Source organism: Thermotalea metallivorans, assembly GCF_001562415.1.
Classification (GTDB): domain Bacteria; phylum Bacillota; class Clostridia; order Peptostreptococcales; family Thermotaleaceae; genus Thermotalea; species Thermotalea metallivorans.
On the sequence record NZ_LOEE01000087.1, the window covers coordinates 1 to 22,703 of the forward strand.

Genomic DNA, 22,703 nt, shown 5'->3' on the forward strand with positions numbered 1-22,703 from the left:
AGAATTAATATTTGATACTTTCGTATCCAGCTTCGAAAGTGCCAAAATTTATTCAACCGTTAAAGAAGCTGTGCAGAGCTTCCTTGACAAAGATCAGGTAGCTTAGTCAAACTTGTAAAGTGGTATAATAATATAGAAAAATTATAATAATATAACATTTATAATCCTATACAGGATGAGGCAATAAAAAAAATTGCAAACTTCTACTTGACACAAACGTGACTATAAAACCGTCTTGACTTTTGAAAAATATCATATATAATAGTGGAAAACAAATATTTATTGAAAGACGTTGAAGAAGAGGAGTAGATCAATTACTGCCTGCAGAGAGAGAAATCCGTCGGCTGAAAGGTTTCTTAGGCAAGTGTGATGGAAGGTAGCTTCGGAGTTGCTGAACCGAGAAACGCCGTATTAGGTTTAGCCGGGCAATCCCGTTACAGATGATGAGAGGGCCAGAAAAGCTTCTGGAATTAAGGTGGTACCGCGAGCAACCCTTCGTCCTTAAATGAGGATGGAAGGGTTTTTCTTTTAGAATCGAGGTGAAAAAGCATGTTTGGCATGGGCATATCTTTTATCTTGGTGGGTTCACTATTCGTCTACGGGGCAAAGTTGATTGTAAGGCTGATTCCCGTGAAAAAACAGTACACGATTTTATGGATCAAGGCTGTAGGATTACTTTGTGCAGTCATAGGAACCCTTGTGCTTTTCCAAGGTGAATTTCCAAGGCATCTAGAATTTTTAAGGATATTTTAGTGAAAAAAGAAGGGAGTGCTTTTCATGGAGGTAAAAAATTTGGAAAAAACCTATCATCCTCAGGATTTTGAAAAAAGAATTTATGATGAGTGGGTTCAAAAAGGTTATTTTCGTGCTGAAGTCAATGCCCATAAGACGCCTTTTACCATTGTGCTGCCCCCACCCAATATTACAGGACAACTGCACATGGGGCATGCTTTGGATCATACGCTGCAGGATATACTGATCCGCTGGAAAAGAATGCAAGGTTATGAGACTCTTTGGCTTCCGGGCACGGATCATGCGAGTATTGCCACAGAGGTAAAGGTTGTTGAAAAGATTCAAGAGGAAGAGGGCCTCAGCAAGCAAGCGTTGGGGAGAGAAGAGTTCCTCAAACGGGCATGGGCCTGGAAGGAAGAATATGGCGGAAGAATTGTGGAACAAATGAAAAAGCTGGGCAATTCCTGTGATTGGTCAAGGGAAAGATTCACCATGGATAAAGGCTGTAGCAATGCCGTAACAGAGGTATTTGTACGACTTTATGAAAAAGGATATATTTATAGGGGCAACCGTTTGATCAACTGGTGTCCCGATTGTAGGACTTCTTTGTCGGATGCAGAAGTGGAACATGAGGAAAAGCAAGGATATTTTTGGCATATTCGATATCCTGTAAAGGATTCTGATGAATACATCGAAATTGCTACCACAAGACCTGAGACGATGTTGGGAGATACGGCCGTTGCCGTTCATCCGGAAGATGAAAGATATCGTCATCTTATCGGCAAGACACTGATTCTTCCCATCGTGAACAGAGAGATTCCTGTGATTGCCGATGGGTATGTGGATAAGGAATTTGGTACGGGGGCCGTAAAGATTACGCCTGCCCACGATCCCAATGACTTCGAGGTAGGATTGAGGCATCATTTGCCCCAAATCACCGTGATGAATGAAGATGCCACAATGAATGAGAATGCCGGCAAATACCAGGGAATGGATCGGTACGAATGCAGAAAAGCCTTGGTGAAGGATCTTCAAGCGCAGGGCTATCTCATACAAGTAAGAGAGCACCAGCATAATGTAGGAACCTGCTACCGTTGCGATACGGTGGTAGAACCAAGGCTATCGGATCAATGGTTTGTGAAAATGGAGGAGCTGGCGAAACCGGCTATTGAGGTCATCCACAATGGCAAGCTGAAATTTGTGCCGGAAAGATTCAGCAAGGTATATCTCCACTGGCTGGAAAATATCAAAGACTGGTGCATCTCAAGGCAGTTGTGGTGGGGCCATCGGATTCCTGCATACTATTGCCAGGACTGTGGCGAGATCATGGTGGCTAGAAGTATGCCTAAGCATTGTCATAAGTGTCATAGTGGGCAATTGAAACAGGATGAAGATGTGCTGGATACTTGGTTTAGTTCTGCCCTGTGGCCCTTCTCTACCCTCGGATGGCCGGAAGATACGCCGGAGCTAAAATATTTTTATCCGACGGATGTGCTGGTAACAGGCTATGACATCATCTTCTTCTGGGTGGTTAGAATGGTATTTTCCGGGTTGGAGCAGATGCAGGATGTACCGTTCAAATATGTCTTTGTTCATGGTCTTGTGCGGGATGCCCAGGGAAGAAAAATGAGCAAATCCTTAGGCAATGGGATTGATCCCCTGGATATCATCGAGCAGTATGGGGCCGATGCCTTGAGATTTACATTGGCTACCGGAAATTCCCCGGGAAATGATATGCGCTTTTATATGGAGAGGGTTGAAGCCAGCAGAAATTTTGCCAATAAATTATGGAATGCCACAAGATTTGTGCTGATGAATCTAAATGAAGAAGGACTCAAGGAAGAAGAAAACCTTCCTTATTATACCCTGGCAGACAAATGGATTTTATCAAGAATGAACACCGTAGGAAAAGAAATCACCGAAAATTTGGAGAAATTCGAACTGGGTATGGCTGTGCAAAAGGTCTATGACTTTATCTGGAGCGAATACTGCGATTGGTATATAGAATTGGTAAAGCCCCGTCTTTATGGGCAAGAAATCCATACAAAAAGGGCAGCCCTTTATACGCTGACCTATGTGTTGGAGAATATCTTGAAGCTATTGCATCCATTTATGCCGTTCATTACAGAAGAGATCTGGCAGCATCTGCCAACCACCAAGGAAGATAGCGTCATGATTGCATCCTGGCCTAAATATAGGCAGGAGCTGAACTACCCGGAAGAGGAAGAGAAGATGGAAATGATCATGGAAGCCATTCGCAGCATTCGAAACATTCGTTCAGAGATGAATGTAGCCCCGTCCAGAAAGGCAAGGGTGATAGCCGTAGTTTCCGATGAAGTCTACGAAGCCATGGAACAGGGAAAAGAATATTTGATTACCTTGGCCGGTGCATCGGAAGTTCTATTGACAAAGGACAAAAAAGATATTCCGGAAGATGCCATGTCTGCTGTTACAAGGGGAGCGGAGATATTCTTGCCCCTGGATGACTTGGTGGACTTTGAAAAAGAGATAGAGCGATTGGAGAAGGAAAAGGCAAAATTGGAGGGTGAGCTGAAGCGTGTCAATGGAAAGCTTTCCAATGAAGGTTTCCTAGGGAAGGCACCCCAGGCAGTGATTGAAGAAGAGAAGGAAAAACAAGCCAATTATCAAAGAATGATGGAAAAGATTTTAGAAAGATTGGAGCAAATGAAGAAAAAAATAAATTAGGAAAGGGCCGGATCTCTGATCCGGCTATCATTCGAAGGATATATGAAATGGGGGAATGGAAAATGAATTATGAAGAGGCATTGGACTATATCCATGGGATATATAAGTTTGGCAGTAAGCTGGGACTGGAGAATATTCTCTATCTGCTAAATCTCATGGGAAATCCCCATCAAGGATTAAAGGTGATCCATGTGGCAGGGACCAACGGCAAAGGGTCTACCTGTGCCTATATCAGTTCGGTACTGGCGGCACAAGGATATAAGGTGGGGTTGTATACATCTCCTTATCTTGAAGAATTTACGGAGAGAATCAGAGTCAACGGGGTCAATATCCCCAAGGAGGAATTGGCGGAAATCACAGCCTTTGTGAAGGAAAAGGTGGAGGAAATGTTGTCCCACGGAAAAAATCATCCTACGGAATTTGAGGTGGTTACGGCCATAGGTTTTGAATATTTTCAGAGACAAGCCGTGGATTATCTGGTTTTAGAAGTGGGATTGGGAGGGCGAGGTGATTCTACCAATGTAATAGATCACCCTATGGTTTCTGTGATTACACCCATTGATTTTGACCATATGGACTATCTGGGAGATACCTTGGATAAAATTGCCTATGAAAAAGCAGGCATCATCAAGAAAAATTGCCCAGTAGTCACTTATCCCCAAAAACCGGAGGCTTTAAAAGTCATTGAGGATGTATGCGGGCAACTGGATGCTCCTCTTTCCATAGCACCCGTAGACTCCGTGGAAGTATTGCGGTATGATGATGCAGGACAGTGCTTTCATGGGCCCTACGGAGAGGAAAAATTAGAAAAACTCAGGATTTCTATGCTGGGGGAGCACCAAATTCAAAATGCTGTTGTGGCTTTAACGGCTTTGCATGTTTTGGAAAAAGTCCACCATGTGCCTATTTCCAAGGAAGCCCTGTATAAAGGATTTCAAAAGGCCAACTGGCCCGGCAGGTTGGAGGTAATGGGGAGGAAACCTACGGTGATTATTGATGGGGCCCATAATGTTCATGGCATGAAATCCCTGGCCAAAGCCATAAGGACTTTGTATAAGGATAGGAGAATCATTCTTGCCATGGGGATGCTTGGAGATAAAGATGTGGAAGGAATGCTGCAGGAGATTCTTCCCCTAGCAGATCAAGTAATTGTGACAAAGCCCAAGAATCCAAGGGCCATGGAACCGGACAAGCTACTCCAAAGGATGGCTCCCTATCAAAAAGAAGCGATCAAAAAGGAAGACATCGGCGAAGCCGTAGAAGAAGCCATGAAGCTGGCTTCCCAGGAAGATGTGGTGATTTTTTGCGGGTCTTTGTACATGATTGGTGATGTGAGGAGGATCTTAAGAAGCTGCATATGAAAAATAGCGACCTTTGGACAGATAGAAAAGGATATACCAAAATTTGGATAGCTATAAGGGCTAGCCAATCATATTTTCTCCCCCAAGGAATATAATAGGAATATAGGAATGGGGGAGAAAATATGAAGATATTGACATTCAGACCCTACAAAAGAATGAAGGACTGTGAACTGATCCATTTCATTTATCACACCTTTGACCAAATGAAGGAACTGAATCTCTATGACCGAGAAAATCTCTGGTTTTGCGATCAGCTCATTCGGGAAGCAAAGCTGAGAAAACTGAGATGCTCCAAGGAGATTCTTTACAATAGAATACTATATAAATAAAAAAATCGCCTGTATGGGCGATTTAGCTTGTAGACAAACCCTTGAGATTTCTACAACTAAGCAATTTTTTGTTTCAGTTGTATTAAAGCCTTTGCCAACTGATCAGGACAGGAAGTGTTTTTCTCACCACAAGTAATTCCTTGCAGCCTTTCAATGGCTTCGTCGATATGCATTCCTGCAATTAATTTGCTGATGCCTTGAAGGCTTCCGGGACATCCTGCATAGAATTTCACTTCCTTCAGAATAGAGCCCTCCACATGAAATTCAATTTCTTTTGAGCAAACACCTGTTGTTTTATAAATGTACATTTGAAACCTCCCATGATACTATAGATAATCTATTCAATATATTAATATATCCCATAGGAAAGGTCAATAAAAAGAATTCACAACAATGGGTCTTAAGCATACTATGGTATAAAGTGGTGAAAACAGGAAAAAGGAACTTTGCTATGGGGTGATGGGATGGTAGCGAGCTTTGAAAATGTCGTTTTTGTAAGCAATATGGGGGAAGACACTATATCCGTTGTAGACTTTCAAGAGATGAAGGAGAAGTGTAGGATTTTGCTGAATGATGGCCTTTATTTTAGAAGTATAAAAAAACCAATATTAGGTCCTCATCACATTGCCATAGACTATAATAAAAAATATCTGTATACAACGAATTCCCACTCTGCCGGCATTAGTGTCATTGACCTGATCCTGGATAAAGTCATCGATGATATTTGTGTAGGCAGCTGTCCCACCCATATGGAAATATGCAGAAGACATAAAACTTTGTATGTATCCAATACAGATTCCAATTCCATCTCCATCATCGATCTGGAAACCAGGAGGCTGCAGGCACAAATATCTGTGGGGGGCATGCCCCATGACATCAAACTTAGCAAAGACGGGCAGAGACTTTATGTCACCAACTTAGATACCCATTCTCTTACCGTGATTGATACAGAATCCAATGATATTGAAAAATCTGTAAGGGTGCATCTGAATCCTTATCATTTAACTTTGAATAAAAAAGGAACGATGCTGTATGTCGTCAACACAAGCTTTTCAACCATAGAAGGAGGCAGCATCACCATTTTAGATACGGATTCCTTAAAAGTTATGGATCGGGTGAGAATAGGCAAGATGCCTATCGAAGCAGTATTGGATGAGGAGGAAAGACATTTGTATATTACCGATGCTGAGCTGAATGTAGTGAATATATTGTGTCTGGAAGATAAAAAACCGGCAGGAAGAATCCATGTAGGCAGAATGCCCAGCAGTATCAGCAAAGACCAGCAGAATCGATATCTTTTTGTTTCCAATGTCCAAGACAATACGCTGACAGTCATAGATTTACGGAAGGGAAAAGTATTAAAACATATAAGGATTGGGTTGGAGCCCAATGGCATATTATGTATATAAAACCCTTTATTTTCTCAGAAAATAAAGGGTTTACTGCTGAATCAATAAATGAATGATTTCCCCATATAAAGTGGGTGCTTCATTTTTCCATTTTTCACAGATCTGTTTGGCGTGTTTGTTGGAAGCCACATTCAGTTTTAAATCGATCAGGGTAATGTCATTTTCAACGACCTTTAAATCTACAATATATTCATTCTCCCTTTTCTTCATATAGTCGGCTGTAATTTGCATTTCTTTTAAAAACATTTGTTTTTTCAATGCTACTGCTTTTTGAATAGAAGACAGTGCTTCTGCAGATAGTCGATCTTTAAAATACTGAAGGGTATTTTTCCCTTTTTCTGTAAGCAAATAAAAATAATTCTGTTCACCGGCACTGTATTCTAGCATGCCGGCAGAAACCAGTTCTCCCAAAAACTGCTGCAGGGAAAAATAATTCATATAATCCTTTTCCATCACAAATTGAGTAATTTGCGTATTGGTAAGGGGGATGCCGAATTCATCCATGATATATAATAGGATCAACTTGTGTTCTGCCTGTTGTTGTGTATTGTTGTACAACATATATTCACCTACTCCTGTGCTGGTGTAGAATATTTTTGATATATAATCAATTATAGCACAGAATCCTTAGGAAAGGACCACAAAAAGTTTTTCCGAAAGGATGCTTATTTTTATTCCATAATAAAAGGAGAAAGGGTGAATCCTTTCTCCTTTTATTGGTTTTATAACTAGAATTGTCTTCCGGCTAAGGTTCTTTCAGCAGTTTCAACTAATCGTTTTGTCATATAACCACCAACATAACCGTTTTGTCTTGAAGTTAAGTTTCCTTTATCTATTTTATCATAATTAGAAAGTCCAAGCTCCCCTGCGATTTCTAATTTCATTTGATTTAATGCAGCTCTTGCTTCAGGAACAACTACTCTGTTGTTGTTAGCCATTGATTATCCCTCCTGTATGGTATTATTTTTCTACAGCATCTTTTGATGCTGTATTATTAATTTAACCAGGATAGAAAATAAATATGTTAGAATTTTATGCTAGGATGTATGATTCCTGGAAGTATTGCACATAACTATAAGTTTATCCAAAAAATGCACTGTTACATTGCCCCAAAACATTATAAAATAGATAGTGAAATGAATTTGTAAAGGTGTGAGATGAAAATGGATCAAGGATGGATACTAAAAAATAAAATCATGGAATGGGGAGCGTCAAAGGTTGGGTATGCTGATTTAGGAGACGTATTGCCAGAAGAATACAAGCATTTGAAAACGGGCATATCCATCGCAGTACGCTTATCTGATGAAATTATGAGCCAAATTCAAGAAGCTCCCACCCACACATATTTTCATCACTATCGGACGGTCAACTTCTTCATAGATCAGATTACTTTAAAGATTACTATGCAGCTTCAGGAATGGGGATATTTGGCTATGGCTATTGCCGCCTCCCAATCGGTAAATATCGACGGAAGGCATTACAGGGGAGTTTTCCAGCATAAAACGGCTGCCACCAGGTCCGGTATGGGTTGGATCGGCAAAAATGGATGCTTGGTCACAGAAGAATATGGACCTAGGGTACGTTTGGGAACCGTCTTGACCAATATGGATGTGGTATACGATCCACCTGTTGTTGCATCGAAGTGTGGCGCCTGCAAAAAATGCGTACAAGCTTGTCCTGCTATGGCCCTCAGAGGTGGTCTGTGGTATCCGGGAATGCCTAGGGAGGAGATGGTGGATGCTCGGGCCTGCAGTATGCACATGCATGCACATTATCAGCATATCGGCAGAGGATCTGTTTGTGGAATTTGTATCAAAACCTGTCCTCAAGGAAATAAAATCATAAAAAGATAGGGTAGAGTATTTCTACCCTAAGTTAATTTTCTATGAATTTTTATTTTTACGTCTTTTCGTGAGCCATGTTGATGAACACTTTCCAACTGGGCGTGCTGTGATTTCGCTTCCCTATGAAAGTGTCTTTCTTCTACTTTGAAGGTTCTTCTGCCTAACTCTGTTCTTTCGCCTTTGATGGTAGTGTACTGACTCCTGATAGTAGACAAATGGATACACTTCCTTTCTCGAAAAATAGATACGGCGAATAGGGCACCTATAATTATTTTGGCCAAAAGATACAGAAAATATGTTGCGAGAGTTTCAATAGGTTTTTACAAAATTTAACAACACTAAAATATCAGCATAGGAAATGATTGGTATAATTCTTTCACTGGAAAAGAGGACAGACCTGATATATAATGAAAATGCAGACATAAGAAGAGGGGGACTTCGTTGTGGGAAAAAATAAGAAATTTATTGCGTTATTCATGGCAACCATGCTCCTGGCAGCAGGCTGCAGCAGCTCGGCCTCTCAAAATCCAGCAAAAAATACGGAACAGCCGGGAATGCAAGGTGAAAATACCGGAAGCCCACAGCAGGAAATACCGGTGGAAGAAAAGAAAAAAATCGATTTGCAGAAGGTCAAACCTAATGAGGCAGGGCAAATTATGGTTTTGATGTATCATCATATTGCAGAACCTGAGGCCGAATGGACAAGGACACCGGATAATTTCAGAAAGGATCTGCAAACCCTGTACGAGAAAGGGTACAGACCCATCAGCTTAAAGGATTATGTGACAGGGAACATCACCACAGAAGCAGGATATACACCTGTTGTACTGACCTTTGATGACGGGTGGCAAAACAATTTTCATTTGATCCAAAACGACCGGGGAGAATGGATTGTTGATCCCAACAGCGCCGTGGGAATATTAGAAAAATTCCATGAAGAGCATCCTGATTTTCCTTTAAAAGCTGTTTTTTTTATAAATGATAATATTCCCTTCGGGCAAAAAGAGCATTTGGAATATAAATTAAAATATATTGTGGAAAAGGGCATGGACATCGGCAATCATACAGCTACCCATGCAGACTTTACCAAAGCAGATGCTGTAAAAATTCAAAAAGAACTGGCAGGGCTCGTGAAGATGGTGAAAGGATATCTGCCGGATTATGAAGTTAATACCTTGGCTTTGCCCTTTGGATCCAGACCTAAAGATAAAAGTCTGTACCCTTATTTGGAAGCGGGAAGTTATGAGGGAGTTGACTATAGAAATATCGCTGTCCTCAATGTAGGCTGGGATCCCGACAAATCACCTTATCATAAGGATTTCAATCCTTTGGCTATACACCGGATCCGTGCCAGCGAGCTGGAGAAATACGTACAAAACGTAGGACTGTATGATTGGCTGGTCCTTTTCGATAAGGGGAGCAGGACAAGATTTATTTCCGATGGAGATCCTAATGTGATAACAATACCGGAAAATTTTAAGGAAGCCATTGACCCTTCCAAGGTGGGAAACAGGGAACTCAAGATCTATAGCCCAGATGAATAAAGGACTCTGCAGTCGAATATAATGAAAGATTAAGCTATTGTATTTGGAAAAGAATCCTAGGAAAAAGGATTCTTTTTTTATGAGGTGTGAAAAATATTGACAAAGATTAGAGATCTATTGAATGACAAGACAAAGAAAAAACTATAGGTGTTTACTAAAAGCATCATAGAGGAGCAGCGAGGCCTGTCTGTCAAGGAAGCGATGAGCCATGATTACTATAAGAAAGTGAACAGGAGAATCAGACAAAAGGGGTGGGGAAAATCATGAAAGTAAAAGAAAGATATTATAAAATGACGGAACAATGCCTGAAAAACTATTATCTGCTGGAAACTCATATGCAAGCATTAAAGGAGGAGCTGAAGGAAATTGCCTTGGAAGGGGGAATAAAGGTTGTGGATTATGCAGTAATGAAGACGGCGCCTACCTATAAAATCAATCGCGCGGCGGAGGACACGGCAATGTACAACATAGACCGGGAGAATTTAATTACAAAACAGATCGAATTATATGAAAGCAAAATCAATCGAATCCAGAAAACCATCTATGCTTTAGATACCGTGGAGTGGAAAATCATCATTTCTAAGTATCTGCAAAACAAGCAGTGGTATGTGATTGCTATGATTTTTGATCTGTATAAGGAATCAGTATTGCAGAAAATATTGCCATGTTGGACATACCCTTGCCGCAAAGGCTGGTCAATGCTTTCAAAAAGCTAAAGGAGGATTACGGTGGGCTGGAGGATGAAACCAATCCATAATGTCCATTTGTGTATCCATCCATTACAAGAAATTTTTAGATAGCCCCGGATCTGGGGCTATTTTATTATTTTTTGAGAAATCCAGACCATTTGCCGGATAAAGGGAATCAGTACGATAGTATTGATGATATTAAAAATCGTGTGGGCATTGGCAATCTGGCGGACGGGGTTTAGGGGAGTTAAACGGGCAATGCAGTAAGAAAATTGTTCCATAAAAGGATAGAGAAGAATCACCCCAACGATATTAAAAAGAAGATGAATAATGGCAGCTCTTTTTCCGTTTTTATCTACGGCCAATGCAGAAAGAATGGTCGTAAAACAGGTGCCTATATTTTGTCCCAATATGATGGGCATGGCTTGAGTGATACGGATTAAGCCTTGAAGGCTTAAGCTTTGAAGGATGGCCACGCCTGTGCTGCTGCTTTGGATGATGGCGGTAGTGAACAGACCAATGAGGACACCCCGAAAGGGACGATTTTCAATGGACAGCATCAGCTGCTGAAAATCTGCCATATCTTTCAAAGGCTCCAAAGAACGGCTCATTAACTGGATGCCGAGAAATAGTAAAGAAAAACCAAAGGTGAATCTCCCCAACTGACGTATGGTCGGATGAAAATGAAGATGGTAGAGAAGCACACCGATAAACATCAAATGAGGAATAATGGAAAAAAAATCAAAACTAATCAATTGGGCCGTAAAGGTAGTTCCGATATTGGCCCCCATAATAATGGCCGTAGCTTGATAGAGGTTCATAACACCGCTGTTCACAAGGCTGACCACCATGACGGTAGTGCCGCTGCTGCTTTGGGTGATTCCTGTGATGATGGTCCCCACAAGGATGCCTGAAATAGGATTGCCGGTGAAGAATGAAACCCATTTTCTGAACTGTTGATTGGCGGTATTGGTGACTGCCTTGGACATGATGAGGATTCCCGCAAAAAAGATCAATAACCCGAAAATAAGGCCTAGGGCAAGAGAAGGCAGCATAAGATTTCCCCCTAAAAATGTATTCCATACTATGTTTATAATGAGAATATGATCTCTATGCGTAAAAGAAAAATATTTTGTGGCATATAACCAAAAATCCGGAATAAATTTAATATAGAAACCATAGTTGCCAACGGAGGGGGAATAGGGATGAAAATATTGGTTATCAATAAAAAAGTGGTCCTAAGTTTTTTGCTATTTACGGTGCTAGCGGGGGCAGCTCTTGCATATTCAGGGGAATTTGGGAATAAATTATTGGCCGTGTTCAATGGGGATAAACTCTTACCTATCTATTGTGTAGATACAGAGGAGAAAAAAATTGCCATCAGCTTTGATGCAGCATGGGGCGATCAATATACTGACGGAATCTTAGATATCCTTGACAAATACAATGTAAAGACTACTTTCTTTCTGGTTGGCTTTTGGGTCGATAAATATCCTGACGCTGTGAAAAAGATTCATGATCGGGGACATGACGTGGAAAACCACTCTAATACCCATCCCCACATGTCCAAACTTTCTGCAGAACAAATCGCCAATGAGCTCAATATAACCAGCGACAAAATAGAAAAAATCACAGGAAAAAGACCCACCCTGTTCCGTCCTCCCTTTGGAGACTATAGCAATCGGCTGATTGAAACAGCTAAGGCAAACGGTTACTATACCATTCAATGGGATGTGGATTCTCTGGACTGGAAGGAGTTGGGTGCACAACCGGTGGTAGATAGGGTAACGAGAAATGTAAAGAAAGGCTCCATTGTACTTTTTCATAACAATGCAAAATATGTACTGGAGTATCTTCCCCTTGTGATTGAGAGATTGCAAAAACAAGGATATGAAATTGTTCCCATTTCGGAGTTGATCATCAAAGAGGATTATTACATTGATCATACGGGAATGCAGAGAAAACAAAAAAATTAAGATTTGAAAGGGAGCTGTTTTTCACATAAACACGCTTCTTTTTTTTGAAAATGAAAACTACCTACTATGGGTGTAGTTTTATCTTAAGTCATAGCATTTTGACTCCTTGATGAGGTGAACAGACAAAATGCTGGCATAAAAAATATTTTTTCGTTGGAAAAACTCTTCACAAAATGTATAATTTGGTATAAATTATTGTTGTTGCTAGATGATTGATTTGTAGAAATTAATATTTAAGGGGAAGGTTATATGGGATTGAGGGTCATATTGGCAGAGGATGACCATGTACTTGCAAAAGATTTATTGAAACAGTTATCTGCAATTGCAGGAATTGAAGTGATATATATGGCTGACAATGGTGTGGAATTATTGAGTGCTGTAAGAATTTTCAGACCAGAAATTATTATTGCAGATATAGATATGCCTGCAATGACAGGGATGGAAGCAGCACGAATTATCAGGGAAGAATTGCCCGATACAGAAATTATATTTGTCACATCCTATGATATGTATATAAAGGAAGCTGTAAGTATATATGCTTCGGACTATATTGAAAAACCACTGAATATCAGGCGTTTGGAGGAAACCCTGAATCGATTAATAAGAAAGTTAAGCTCTTCACAAACTCAGCTCCAATTTCATTCGGAACGAGGCATTGAATTGATAAATGCAAATGACATATATATGGTAGAGGCATTTCGAAAGAGATCAATTATATATACTTTCTACGGGGACCTTATCATCCATCATTCATTGAAAGAAGTGGAGGATATGCTTACCCATAAGATATTTTTCAAGTCGAGCAGGTCCTATATTATTAACATACAGAAAATCGCATCGATTATGCCATTGACCAGAGCATCTTTTCAGGTAGCTTTCAAAGGGAAGGATTTTAAGGCGCAATTATCGAAAGAACGGCTGGGGGAATTAAGACAAAAGCTTAACAGTTAAGACAAGCTGGAGGGGAAGTATCTTGGATAAAATGATGATCATGAGAATCATCTTTTTTTCACCAATAGAAAATTTTATTTTAACGACTCTGGCATCTACGTTGCTGGGGATTCAATTAGATTATAAGAAAAAAATATGTATTTCCATATTTCTGGCTATCGTATTGAATGTGTTTAGAGCATTTACGGCGAGTTTTATTATATATAGGATTCTTTATGATATAGCTTTTATCCTCTCTTTTCGATTGCTTAAGGCTTCTAATCTATTTGATACTACAATTGCAGTCATCATTAGCAACTACACCTATATTGCCATTGAATTAATCATTTTCCATATTGAGCACATAGCATTTGATGTTGATCCCTATAGCATAACCAGTAAATTGACCATGTTGATCACATTTTTTTTGCCTAGCATATCCCTCTTCGCTTTGTTGACATTTATTATTAAGCGTAAAAAGCTGACGATATTTAGCACAATGGAGTGATAGAATGAAAAAGAATATTATCAAAATTCATAAAAACCATAAAATCGCCATTTCTTGCTATACAATGCAAATTTTATTTACTACGCTGCTTTTTGTGAACAATTGTTTTGAAAGGTTTAATTTTTTTCAAACAAAAAATAGCGAGTACTTTGAATGTGTTATTGCAATTATTATTTTTGTGATTAATATTGGTTCAGTGTTTGTAATTAAGTGTTTATGTGATGCAAGGAAAGAAGAAGAGGAAATGAAGCTAAATCTCTTAAAATATCAGCATATTGAAGAAGAAAACCGTATTTATCTGCGACACAGGCATGATATGAAAAATCATTTGCTTATTATTTTCAAATTAATACAGGAAAAAGAGTATGATCGGCTGGAAGAGTATTTGCTGCTTTATCAGAAAAATATAGCTAACAGCATCATACATATTGAAACAGGCATGAAAGAATTAGACATTTTGTTTTATTCGAAAGTAAATAAGGCAAGAGAAAATGATATTCAGGTAGAAATGAAATGCTCTTCTAGGATACACTGCAGCAAACAAGCGGTTTTGGACTTAATATCAATTTTATCAAATATATTAGATAATGCTTTAGATGCCTGTAAAACGGTTGAGGCAGATAAAGAAAAATCAATAAAAATTTGTATGGAAGAGAATGCCATAGACTATCGTTTTATTGTAAGCAATACTTTTTCAGATAAAATGAAAGTAGACAAAGACAAGATCTTTGAGGTAGGCTTTTCGACGAAAGGAATCAAACGAGGAGAGGGGCTGTACATTGTTAAAAAGAAGGTTGAGAAATACGAAGGAAATATCCTGGTGAATATAAATAATCATTATTTTGAAATAGTCATAGAAATACCTAAATATGCTTTGGTGGGGAAGTATGAAAAATACAGAAAGGTGAACTAACCTGTTATCCTTATTAAAATGATCAGGATCTTACGCTGTTTCAAATGGAGAGTCTTCAGAATAATATGATGAGTTCCGCTTTTTTTAAATAGGAGTTTAGACCTAAAATTAGAGATATTTTCATTCCTTTAAAATACATTTTCATTCCTAAAATGTATTTTTTTTGTTATTTTTATTTTATGATAGTGGCATATAGGGAAGATGATGAAAAAATACAGAATTTTTTCTATACCCATGGCAGATATCTGGAGGTAACAAATGGTAAAAATGATACTAAAGAAATTTGAAAAATATATATGCATTAGACAGCATGATATAAAGGATTGTGGAGCTGCCTGTTTAGCAACGATCTCCAAGACCTATGGTTTAAAAATACCGATAACCAAAATCCGTGAAATAGCCGGTACCGATAAAAATGGCACCAATGCCTACGGTCTTATCAAAGCAGCAGAACAGCTTGGGTTTAGTGCAAAAGGGGTTAGGGGTGATGGGGAAGCCTTTTTCAGCGAATTTCCGCTTCCGGCGATTGCCCATGTAGTCATGGATGATTCCCTTCTTCACTATGTGGTCATCCATAAGATTACCAAAAAAGAAGTTATTATTGCAGATCCGGGAAAGGGAATCGTTAAATATGCACCGGAGGATTTTTTCAAAATATGGACAGGCGTTTTGATCCTTATGGTTCCAAATCCGCAATTTGCAAAAGGTGATGAAACAAAGGGACTATACAAAAGATTCTTTGGCATATTGAAGCCTCAAAAGCAATTCATACTGAATATATTCTTTGCATCCATTGTCTATACCGTATTGGGAATCCTAGGAGCATTTTATTTTAAGTTTCTAGTTGACGACATTCTTCGATATAATCTCAAAAAGACGCTGCATATCATTACTGCAGGAATTATCATACTAAATGTCTTCAAAATACTTTTAAATGCCTTTCGAACGCACCTGTTGCTATACCTGAGTCAGAGAATCGACATACCTTTAATTTTGGGATACTATCAGCATGTGGTGGATTTACCTATGAATTTTTTTGGCACCAGAAACGTTGGGGAGATCATATCCAGATTTATGGATGCCTCTAAAATTAGAGAAGCAATTTCAGGAGCAACCTTAACCATCATGATTGATACCTTAATGGCTATGGCAGGGGGGATTATCCTTTATGCACAAAATACATTTCTATTTGGTATCGCCGTATTGATGCTTCTTATTTATGGAGTCCTTGTATGGGTGTTTAACAAGCCCATAAAAGAAATTAATCAAAAAGAGATGGAGAACAATGCAAAACTTACTTCCTATCTGGTAGAAAGCTTAAATGGCATTGAAACAGTAAAAGCATTCAATGGGGAGAGGGAAGTAAAACTTGAGACGGAGAAACGGTTTGTAAAACTGCTGAGGAATATACGAAAAGCCGGCACCATCTATAACCTCCAGGGTTCTCTCACCAATGCCGTCGCAACCATCGGCGGCGTAGTCATCCTATGGGCCGGTGCATATAAGGTGATACAAGGAGAAATGTCCGTTGGACAATTGCTAGTATTTAACTCCCTTATGGTGTATTTTGTCGATCCTGTCAAGAATCTCATCAATCTGCAACCCATGCTGCAGACTGCCATCGTTGCTTCCGACAGGCTGGGGGAGATTCTTGATCTTGAATTAGAGAAAAGTAAGGATGAGGATCAAAAAATTAATCCTGCATCCCTAAAAGGAAAAATCGAATTTAAAAATGTTGACTTCCGGTATGGAACGCGGGAATTGGTGCTCAAAAATATTAATCTTGATATTGAACAAGGACAAAAAATTGCGCTGGTAGGAGAAAGCGGTTCAGGAAAGACAACCCTTGCAAAACTATTGATGAAATTCTATACCAGCGAAAAGGGGGATATCTGCATCAATGGATATAACATCAAAGACATCCATACAGAAAAACTGCGAGAAAGAATTGCATATATTTCCCAGGACATATTTATGTTCAGTGGCACGATCAAGGAAAATCTTTGCTTAGGCAATAAAAATATCAGCTTTGAGGAAATGATCGAAGCAGCCAAGATGTCCAGTGCCCATGATTTTATCAACCAATTGCCCTTACGATATAACACCATGCTTGAAGAAAACGGTGCTAATTTATCTGGGGGGCAGAAGCAGCGATTGGCTATCGCCAGAGCCTTGTTGAAAAAACCGGATATCCTTATCATGGATGAAGCTACCAGCAATCTGGACTCCATCGCAGAAAAGGCTATAAGAAAAACCTTGGAAGCATTAGGGGATGGGATTACCACCATCATTATTGCCCATAGACTTAGTACCATTATACGATGCGATAAGATCTATGTCATGGATAAAGGAGAAATCATAGAAAGTGGTACCCATAAGTCCCTTATGGAGAAGAAGGAAAAATACTACCATCTTTGGAAAGAGCAACTTCCTGATTATCATGAAACTATACAAACAGTAAAAATGCTAGGAGAATGTTCTGCATGAAGGAAATCATACTGGATCTGAATGAAATAACAGATAGTAGGGAACTATTGGAAAGTAAACCCTATCCCTTTACTGTGATCTTTATCTATATCCTCATTGGAATTTTAGCCATTGCCCTGCTGTGGTCCTACTTTGGAGAAATTGATGTGGTGGTAAAGGCCAACGGGGTAGTGCGGCCCAACCAACGGATTAGTACCATCAATAATATGGTAACAGGAAAAATAAAAGAAGTATACCTAGAAGAAGGAAAAAGAGTGAAAAAAGGTGAGTTGCTCTATGTCATTGATTATTCAGAGCTGCAGGAAAATAGAGATTTCATTGAAAAAGAACTAAATAAAAAGCGTCTCGAGCTGGATCACCTAAATATCTTCAAAAAAAGTATTTTGGAAAATAAGAACTACTTCGATTTGAAAAACGAAGGGCAGGAGGATTATTACTACAAATACCTAAAATTTGAAGCCGATCAAAAACAAGCAAAGGAAAGTGCAAATCTAGTTGTTACTAAAATCAACACTGTCAAAACATCTATTGAGAACATCAAAACATTATTATCATCTATAGAACAAAATCAAAACTTGTTTCAAGATACAAAAAATGAATACTACATCAAATATTTGGCCTATCATCTAAGGCTAAAAGAACTGCAGAGCATAACAGAACAGAAAACAAGAGATTTTGCAATGCAAGAGAAACTGTTCCAAGCAGGGGCCGTATCAAAAATAGAATATGAAAATGCCAAAGATTTCAAGGAAAAAAGTGAACTGGAACTGGCAAAGTATATAAACGAGACAAGATTAGATCTCAAATCAAGTCTTGAGGAAAATCGGCGGATACTCAAAGAATTGGAGATACAGCTGCAGCAGGCAGCCCCCGGTACCTCAGGACATGTCCAAGCGTATACAGACATAGCTGTACAGAATTTTAAAACGGAAAAGCTGATCCTGCTCAACGACCAAATCAGCAAACTACAAACAGAAATCAATCAATTGGAAAATAACCTAAAAACCCTTAACTTAGATATACAGAACTGTATTGTCAGGGCACCCATTGACGGATACATCAATATCTTTACAGATATCAACAAAGGGGATAACCTTCAGGCCGGTATCAGCATAGCAACCATTATTCCCGATAACGATACCAGCTATAAAGTACAGATCTATGCATCCAATGAAGACATTGCCCATATCAAAGTAGGAGATAAAGTAAGATACAATTTTTTAGCCCTGCCTTACAAGGAATATGGTGAATTGACAGGGCACATTACCCGAATTGCAAAAGATACCAAAATCAACAAAGATAGTAACAGCAGTTTTTATTTGGTAGAAGCAGACATTGAAAGCAGACCCTTGGTTAGCTATAAGGGTGAAGAAGCAAAAATAAAAGTGGGGATGGCGTGTGAAGTAAGGATCGTAACAAAAACCAAGAAGATACTGCACTATTTACTGGAAAAGATGGACTTAAGATTCTATGGGATTATATTTCTTGCACTACATATGATTTGCGGCTAATCCCAAAGCATAGCAAATAAGAAAACCTTTTGATGGGAGAAAAGGTTGTGTAGGGTGAGAATTATAATATATAAAACTATAATATTATTAAAATTGAAAGGAGTAATTTGAATGTTAAAGGAATTAAATTCATGCGAAATGATGAAGGTAAATGGGGGCGGTACTGTAACAAGGGGAGGAGTAAAATACGATGTTACTATTTCTGATGAAGCAAAACAACAATATAAGTCATATGTGGTTTATACCGGACTTGGAATGGTAGCAGCAGCAGTCACAGGAGGAGCATCTGGGGTTTTTACCACCGCGTTAGCTTCTGCACCAATTGAACTTGCTGCACAATCTATACTTTACCATTGGAAATAATAACTTAACATCTTTTTTGAGAATATTTTTAGTCAAAATTATATTATTTTGGAAATATTTCATAATTTAAAAAGGTTCAACCACAAATTTTGCGAAACAATAGATTTTTTATAAATGACATTACCAATCTACTGGAAAAAAAGGCACAAAAAATCCGATACATCCCTTATGATTTTAAGTGCAATTCAAAATAGAAAAGGGGGTGTATCGGATATGAATGCCAATTATAATATTATGCAAAAACTAGTGGGATTGCAAGGAATAGAGGTAATCTGTTCCAATGTAAATAATGGCATATTTGAAGTATTTGCAATATCTGCTTTTGATTTTGCCGCGTGTCCCCATTGTGGTGGGATCACGGATACCGTACATGACAAAAGGTATCAGGCATATAAGCATCTGCCTATATGAGACATGGCTACGGCTATCATACTTGAAAAAAAGCATTATGTCTGTTATTGCAACTCAGAACATCCATTTGATGAATACTTTGCTTTTATTAGAAAATATCAGCGTTATACCTTGCCTATGATCAATATATCTTTACGCTAGCTCATAAAAACACTATTAAAAATGTCAGTAATATTGCAGGTGCCAGTGAAGGCACATGCCAAAGGATATAGATTATCTACAATCAGGAAACCGGTAAGGTGAATCATTTAAAATACGCTGGGCTATATTAAAAAACGTAGAAGACCTTAGTGTTTAGGAATATGACAATTTGCTGACGGATTTTTCAAAATATGGGGAGTTAGAAAATCTTCATTATCTTAAAGAAGAATTCAGGATCTTTGCAAGTGTGCTATCTATCACAAAATTTATCGTTGAACCCAAAAACATAATAGAGGTGATATAAATGAAAACAAGCAATATTATAAAATATCTGAGACTTTTTTATCCAATATATATATTGTTGGTTTTGAGTAGCTTTCGGTTTCCATTTTTAGTATTTGTTTCAGCTTTTCTAGGAGTCATTATTGTTGGTTTAATCCTTAATATTATTAATCAGCTTTATATCCGCATAGATCAATCGAAAACAGACTAAAGTCAGAGGACCAAAACAACAAAACAAGGGGACAGGAAAACAAGGGGGGGGAAAACAAGGGGACAGGTACCTTGTTTTTTCCTCAAAGCAGGAGACAACTCAAGGTACAACTTCTTAGCCCTTTCCTACAGAGAATATGACGAGCTGACAGAAAAGATTACCCGAATCCCAAAGGATATCAAAATCAACAAAGACAGCAACAGCAGTTTTTATTTGGTAGAAGCAGACATTGAAAGCAGACCCTTGGTTAACTATAGTGGTGAAGAAGCAAAAATAAAAATGGGGATGGCGTGTGAAGTAAGAATCGTAACAAAAACCAAGAAGATACTGCACTATTTGCGGGAAAAGATGGACTTAAGATTCTATGGGATTATATTTCTTGCACTACATATGATTTGCGGCTAATCCCAAAGTATAGCAAGGAAGAAAACCTTTTGATGGGAGAAAAGGTTGTGTAGGGTGAGAATTATAATATACAATCACAAAGCTATGAAAACCAAAAGGGGGAATACCAATGTTAAAAGAAATGACAATGGATGAACTGATGATGATTGATTGAGGAGGATCACTTGGAGGGCTTATAGTTGCCGGTACAATGGGTGCTGTTTCTGGTGCTGTTCAAGGAGGGGCTGCTGGTTCTTTGGTACCAGGGGGTGGTACAGTGGCAGGAGCATTAGCTGGTGCAATTATAGGTGGAGGAATTGGTATGCTGTCATATGCAGTTCAAGATTGTGTAGCAACCAAAATTGATGATAGATATGATAGAAGAAGATAAAAACTAAAACATTTAGTTTATCTCCGTCTTGGATATGACGGAGATAAATTGTTCTTTAGCTTTTCAAAAATGGTCATACTTGGAAAAAAACAAAAATAGTATATGCAATGAGGGGATGTAAGCAATGTTTAAAAATTGGAATATGGAAAAAATGATTTTTATTTTTAAAATATTATCATTGATTCCTATATTGGTCTGGATATTATACAATTTACAACATAACTATTTCTATTTGTATAGTTTCGTAATAATATACTTAAGCATAATAGAATTTTTTTCTTATCAGATATATCTGAATATCAAAAGATTGAAAAATCGAAATGAGGCAGTAGATAAAAAAATGCTAATTAAATTTTCAATTCTTGAAGCACATTCCTTTGCTATGCTAGCAGGTAGTATATTTCTATTCGAAAACAATAGATTCTCTTTAGAGGCCAAAATTTTGGCAACCTTTGTTTCAGTAATTGTTATTACTATTTTGACATATCTAATACTAAGTAGTTTAATCTTTAATAAATCTTCAAACATCAAAAACTAGTTGGTTTCTAGGAAGATATTCAGGTGTTAAATTGAAGATATAGTTGCTCATAGTAATACTTTTTAGACTACTGCGACTGGAGTCGACTTAACAAGCATTACTGCAGCAATGATATCCTGCTAGGGCCGCATCCTGTCTAAGTGATTTAACTTTTGGAGATTAGAGAAAATCAATTATCTTAAAGGGAGAGTATTGTGAAACATACCATCTTACAAATTGGATTATTTATATTAAGCGCTTTGGCGATAAGGAATTTGCTGTACTATAGCAAAAATAGGATCATATCTATAACATCAAGCGATTTTTTAATGGATATCGCCATTGGTTTGTTATTTTTTACGATTATAAAGTCTAGTATGATGAAGCAGGATTAAGCATCTTTCTAATGTACCATCTGAGAATTTATCCCAAAATTCAGTGGTCTAATGATACGAGACCATATCTATTTGGTTTGATCTTTACGATCATGCTAAATACCAGCCGATACAATTTTATAAAAAGCATAAACTGCAAAACCATAGCAAATGATAAAGTTTTTACATAAAAAAAAATCTATAAAATTGACCTGGAGTTAATTTTTATATATGATAGTGTATAAACATAAATATATACTGTAAAATGCCGTGAAGGAGAATAGTAAAAAAGTGATGTTTTACAGAGAGTAAGTCATGGGTGAGAGACTTATAAACTAGCTTTTTGAACCCGCTCCGGAGCATGTGGTGAAGAAACCATGCGCAGCTGATCGCGTTACGATTAGATGGAGTGAGCCAATATTGGCTAAGTAGGGTGGTACCGCGGGTAAACTCTCGTCCCTTGTGGGATGGGGGTTTTATTTATTTTGTATGGGTCCTGTGAGGGAACCATACAAGATAGGACTGCATTGCAACAACAAATAAGGGGGAGTGTTAAATGTCTGAAAAAAAAGAGCAATGGGGAAGCCGATGGGGTTTCATTGCAGCATCCATCGGTATGGCCATAGGAACCGGCAACGTATGGCGGTTTCCAAGGGTGGCAGCGGCCAATGGAGGAGGTCCCTTCATTAT

The 22,703-nt window shown here is 38.4% G+C and carries 23 protein-coding genes and 2 other annotated features; of the genes, 18 read left to right on the forward strand and 5 right to left on the reverse strand.

Going from position 1 to position 22,703, the window contains the following annotated elements:
• The first annotated feature begins 283 nt into the window (after positions 1 to 283).
• Positions 284 to 506, forward strand: a binding site (T-box leader).
• A 43-nt stretch (positions 507 to 549) separates the two neighbouring features.
• The 4 genes from AN619_RS15000 to AN619_RS15015 all read left to right on the forward strand — a co-directional run bounded on the left by AN619_RS15000 (position 550) and on the right by AN619_RS15015 (position 5,128).
• The gene (locus tag AN619_RS15000) at positions 550 to 753 is read left to right on the forward strand and encodes a hypothetical protein (protein WP_068558079.1); all 204 of its coding nucleotides are present in this window, start codon (positions 550 to 552) and stop codon (positions 751 to 753) included.
• A gap of 24 nt (positions 754 to 777) precedes the next feature.
• A complete protein-coding gene (locus tag AN619_RS15005) occupies positions 778 to 3,438 on the forward strand; it encodes a valine--tRNA ligase (protein WP_068558080.1) in 2,661 nt (886 codons plus the stop codon).
• A gap of 62 nt (positions 3,439 to 3,500) precedes the next feature.
• The gene (locus tag AN619_RS15010; protein WP_068558081.1) at positions 3,501 to 4,799 is read left to right on the forward strand and encodes a bifunctional folylpolyglutamate synthase/dihydrofolate synthase; all 1,299 of its coding nucleotides are present in this window, start codon (positions 3,501 to 3,503) and stop codon (positions 4,797 to 4,799) included.
• A 122-nt stretch (positions 4,800 to 4,921) separates the two neighbouring features.
• A complete protein-coding gene (locus tag AN619_RS15015) occupies positions 4,922 to 5,128 on the forward strand; it encodes a hypothetical protein (RefSeq protein WP_068558082.1) in 207 nt (68 codons plus the stop codon).
• A gap of 56 nt (positions 5,129 to 5,184) precedes the next feature.
• Here the strand turns inward: AN619_RS15015 and AN619_RS15020 are convergent, their stop codons facing one another.
• A complete protein-coding gene (locus AN619_RS15020; RefSeq protein ID WP_068558083.1) occupies positions 5,185 to 5,436 on the reverse strand; it encodes a TIGR03905 family TSCPD domain-containing protein in 252 nt (83 codons plus the stop codon).
• Between the two features lie 156 nt (positions 5,437 to 5,592).
• On the opposite strand from AN619_RS15020, the gene AN619_RS15025 reads away from it, so the two are divergent.
• Positions 5,593 to 6,537: a YncE family protein gene (locus AN619_RS15025; protein ID WP_068558084.1), complete on the forward strand. Its 945-nt coding sequence runs from the start codon at positions 5,593 to 5,595 to the stop codon at positions 6,535 to 6,537.
• 30 nt (positions 6,538 to 6,567) lie between these two features.
• Here the strand turns inward: AN619_RS15025 and AN619_RS15030 are convergent, their stop codons facing one another.
• Together AN619_RS15030 and AN619_RS15035 are read right to left on the reverse strand one after the other, a co-directional pair.
• Positions 6,568 to 7,098: a DUF4364 family protein gene (locus tag AN619_RS15030; protein ID WP_068558085.1), complete on the reverse strand. Its 531-nt coding sequence runs from the start codon at positions 7,096 to 7,098 to the stop codon at positions 6,568 to 6,570.
• A gap of 167 nt (positions 7,099 to 7,265) precedes the next feature.
• Positions 7,266 to 7,475, reverse strand: a complete 210-nt coding sequence (locus AN619_RS15035) for an alpha/beta-type small acid-soluble spore protein (RefSeq protein ID WP_068558086.1) — start codon at positions 7,473 to 7,475, stop codon at positions 7,266 to 7,268.
• 225 nt (positions 7,476 to 7,700) lie between these two features.
• Between AN619_RS15035 and AN619_RS15040 the strand changes: the two genes are divergently transcribed.
• Positions 7,701 to 8,390, forward strand: coding sequence for a 4Fe-4S double cluster binding domain-containing protein (locus AN619_RS15040; protein WP_068558087.1), 690 nt, complete (start codon positions 7,701 to 7,703; stop codon positions 8,388 to 8,390).
• Between the two features lie 17 nt (positions 8,391 to 8,407).
• Here AN619_RS15040 and AN619_RS15745 read toward each other — a convergent pair whose 3' ends face one another.
• Positions 8,408 to 8,596, reverse strand: coding sequence for a hypothetical protein (locus AN619_RS15745; RefSeq protein ID WP_083525178.1), 189 nt, complete (start codon positions 8,594 to 8,596; stop codon positions 8,408 to 8,410).
• A gap of 228 nt (positions 8,597 to 8,824) precedes the next feature.
• Between AN619_RS15745 and AN619_RS15045 the strand changes: the two genes are divergently transcribed.
• Entirely contained in the window at positions 8,825 to 9,925 is a 1,101-nt protein-coding gene (locus AN619_RS15045) for a polysaccharide deacetylase family protein (protein WP_068558088.1), read from the forward strand.
• A gap of 664 nt (positions 9,926 to 10,589) precedes the next feature.
• Positions 10,590 to 10,682: a hypothetical protein gene (locus AN619_RS16760; RefSeq protein ID WP_157065039.1), complete on the forward strand. Its 93-nt coding sequence runs from the start codon at positions 10,590 to 10,592 to the stop codon at positions 10,680 to 10,682.
• 57 nt (positions 10,683 to 10,739) lie between these two features.
• Here the strand turns inward: AN619_RS16760 and AN619_RS15055 are convergent, their stop codons facing one another.
• On the reverse strand, positions 10,740 to 11,669 hold the full coding sequence (locus AN619_RS15055; RefSeq protein WP_068558090.1) for a Na/Pi cotransporter family protein: 930 nt from the start codon (positions 11,667 to 11,669) through the stop codon (positions 10,740 to 10,742).
• A gap of 150 nt (positions 11,670 to 11,819) precedes the next feature.
• On the opposite strand from AN619_RS15055, the gene AN619_RS15060 reads away from it, so the two are divergent.
• The 10 genes from AN619_RS15060 to AN619_RS16615 form a co-directional block, all read left to right on the forward strand.
• Positions 11,820 to 12,590 (forward strand): polysaccharide deacetylase family protein, encoded by a 771-nt coding sequence (locus AN619_RS15060; protein WP_068558091.1) that lies wholly within the window; start codon positions 11,820 to 11,822, stop codon positions 12,588 to 12,590.
• A 249-nt stretch (positions 12,591 to 12,839) separates the two neighbouring features.
• The gene (locus AN619_RS15065; protein ID WP_068558092.1) at positions 12,840 to 13,541 is read left to right on the forward strand and encodes a LytR/AlgR family response regulator transcription factor; all 702 of its coding nucleotides are present in this window, start codon (positions 12,840 to 12,842) and stop codon (positions 13,539 to 13,541) included.
• 22 nt (positions 13,542 to 13,563) lie between these two features.
• Positions 13,564 to 14,028 (forward strand): hypothetical protein, encoded by a 465-nt coding sequence (locus AN619_RS15070; RefSeq protein WP_068558093.1) that lies wholly within the window; start codon positions 13,564 to 13,566, stop codon positions 14,026 to 14,028.
• Between the two features lie 4 nt (positions 14,029 to 14,032).
• Positions 14,033 to 14,941, forward strand: a complete 909-nt coding sequence (locus tag AN619_RS15075; RefSeq protein WP_068558094.1) for a sensor histidine kinase — start codon at positions 14,033 to 14,035, stop codon at positions 14,939 to 14,941.
• Positions 14,942 to 15,199: 258 nt separating this feature from the next.
• Entirely contained in the window at positions 15,200 to 17,428 is a 2,229-nt protein-coding gene (locus tag AN619_RS15080) for a peptidase domain-containing ABC transporter (protein WP_242867424.1), read from the forward strand.
• A complete protein-coding gene (locus tag AN619_RS15085; RefSeq protein ID WP_068558095.1) occupies positions 17,425 to 18,939 on the forward strand; it encodes an HlyD family efflux transporter periplasmic adaptor subunit in 1,515 nt (504 codons plus the stop codon). The genes AN619_RS15080 and AN619_RS15085 overlap by 4 nt, the downstream gene beginning before the upstream one ends.
• A gap of 111 nt (positions 18,940 to 19,050) precedes the next feature.
• On the forward strand, positions 19,051 to 19,302 hold the full coding sequence (locus AN619_RS15090) for a hypothetical protein (protein WP_068558096.1): 252 nt from the start codon (positions 19,051 to 19,053) through the stop codon (positions 19,300 to 19,302).
• A gap of 213 nt (positions 19,303 to 19,515) precedes the next feature.
• Entirely contained in the window at positions 19,516 to 19,713 is a 198-nt protein-coding gene (locus AN619_RS15095) for a transposase family protein (RefSeq protein ID WP_068558097.1), read from the forward strand.
• Between the two features lie 847 nt (positions 19,714 to 20,560).
• Positions 20,561 to 20,752 carry a hypothetical protein gene (locus tag AN619_RS15105; protein ID WP_068558099.1) on the forward strand — a complete coding sequence of 64 codons (192 nt, stop codon included), beginning with the start codon at positions 20,561 to 20,563 and terminating at the stop codon, positions 20,750 to 20,752.
• A gap of 1,522 nt (positions 20,753 to 22,274) precedes the next feature.
• Positions 22,275 to 22,477, forward strand: a binding site (T-box leader).
• A gap of 92 nt (positions 22,478 to 22,569) precedes the next feature.
• A partial coding sequence (locus AN619_RS16615; RefSeq protein WP_157065040.1) for a hypothetical protein occupies positions 22,570 to 22,703 on the forward strand: 134 nt, incomplete at its 3' end.

Bases quoted from the DNA above. Each gene is read 5' to 3' on its own strand.
- AN619_RS15015 (WP_068558082.1), top strand. From the start codon at position 4,922: ATGAAGATATTGACATTCAGACCCTACAAAAGAATGAAGGACTGTGAA.
- AN619_RS15060 (WP_068558091.1), top strand. From the start codon at position 11,820: ATGAAAATATTGGTTATCAATAAAAAAGTGGTCCTAAGTTTTTTGCTA.
- AN619_RS15065 (WP_068558092.1), top strand. From the start codon at position 12,840: ATGGGATTGAGGGTCATATTGGCAGAGGATGACCATGTACTTGCAAAA.
- AN619_RS15090 (WP_068558096.1), top strand. From the start codon at position 19,051: ATGTTAAAGGAATTAAATTCATGCGAAATGATGAAGGTAAATGGGGGC.
- AN619_RS15030 (WP_068558085.1), bottom strand. From the start codon at position 7,098: ATGTTGTACAACAATACACAACAACAGGCAGAACACAAGTTGATCCTA.
- AN619_RS15040 (WP_068558087.1), top strand. From the start codon at position 7,701: ATGGATCAAGGATGGATACTAAAAAATAAAATCATGGAATGGGGAGCG.
- AN619_RS15075 (WP_068558094.1), top strand. From the start codon at position 14,033: ATGAAAAAGAATATTATCAAAATTCATAAAAACCATAAAATCGCCATT.
- AN619_RS16760 (WP_157065039.1), top strand. From the start codon at position 10,590: ATGTTGGACATACCCTTGCCGCAAAGGCTGGTCAATGCTTTCAAAAAG.
- AN619_RS15005 (WP_068558080.1), top strand. From the start codon at position 778: ATGGAGGTAAAAAATTTGGAAAAAACCTATCATCCTCAGGATTTTGAA.
- AN619_RS15010 (WP_068558081.1), top strand. From the start codon at position 3,501: ATGAATTATGAAGAGGCATTGGACTATATCCATGGGATATATAAGTTT.
- AN619_RS15000 (WP_068558079.1), top strand. From the start codon at position 550: ATGTTTGGCATGGGCATATCTTTTATCTTGGTGGGTTCACTATTCGTC.
- AN619_RS15020 (WP_068558083.1), bottom strand. From the start codon at position 5,436: ATGTACATTTATAAAACAACAGGTGTTTGCTCAAAAGAAATTGAATTT.
- AN619_RS15025 (WP_068558084.1), top strand. From the start codon at position 5,593: ATGGTAGCGAGCTTTGAAAATGTCGTTTTTGTAAGCAATATGGGGGAA.
- AN619_RS15035 (WP_068558086.1), bottom strand. From the start codon at position 7,475: ATGGCTAACAACAACAGAGTAGTTGTTCCTGAAGCAAGAGCTGCATTA.
- AN619_RS15055 (WP_068558090.1), bottom strand. From the start codon at position 11,669: ATGCTGCCTTCTCTTGCCCTAGGCCTTATTTTCGGGTTATTGATCTTT.
- AN619_RS15080 (WP_242867424.1), top strand. From the start codon at position 15,200: ATGGTAAAAATGATACTAAAGAAATTTGAAAAATATATATGCATTAGA.
- AN619_RS15095 (WP_068558097.1), top strand. From the start codon at position 19,516: ATGAATGCCAATTATAATATTATGCAAAAACTAGTGGGATTGCAAGGA.
- AN619_RS15085 (WP_068558095.1), top strand. From the start codon at position 17,425: ATGAAGGAAATCATACTGGATCTGAATGAAATAACAGATAGTAGGGAA.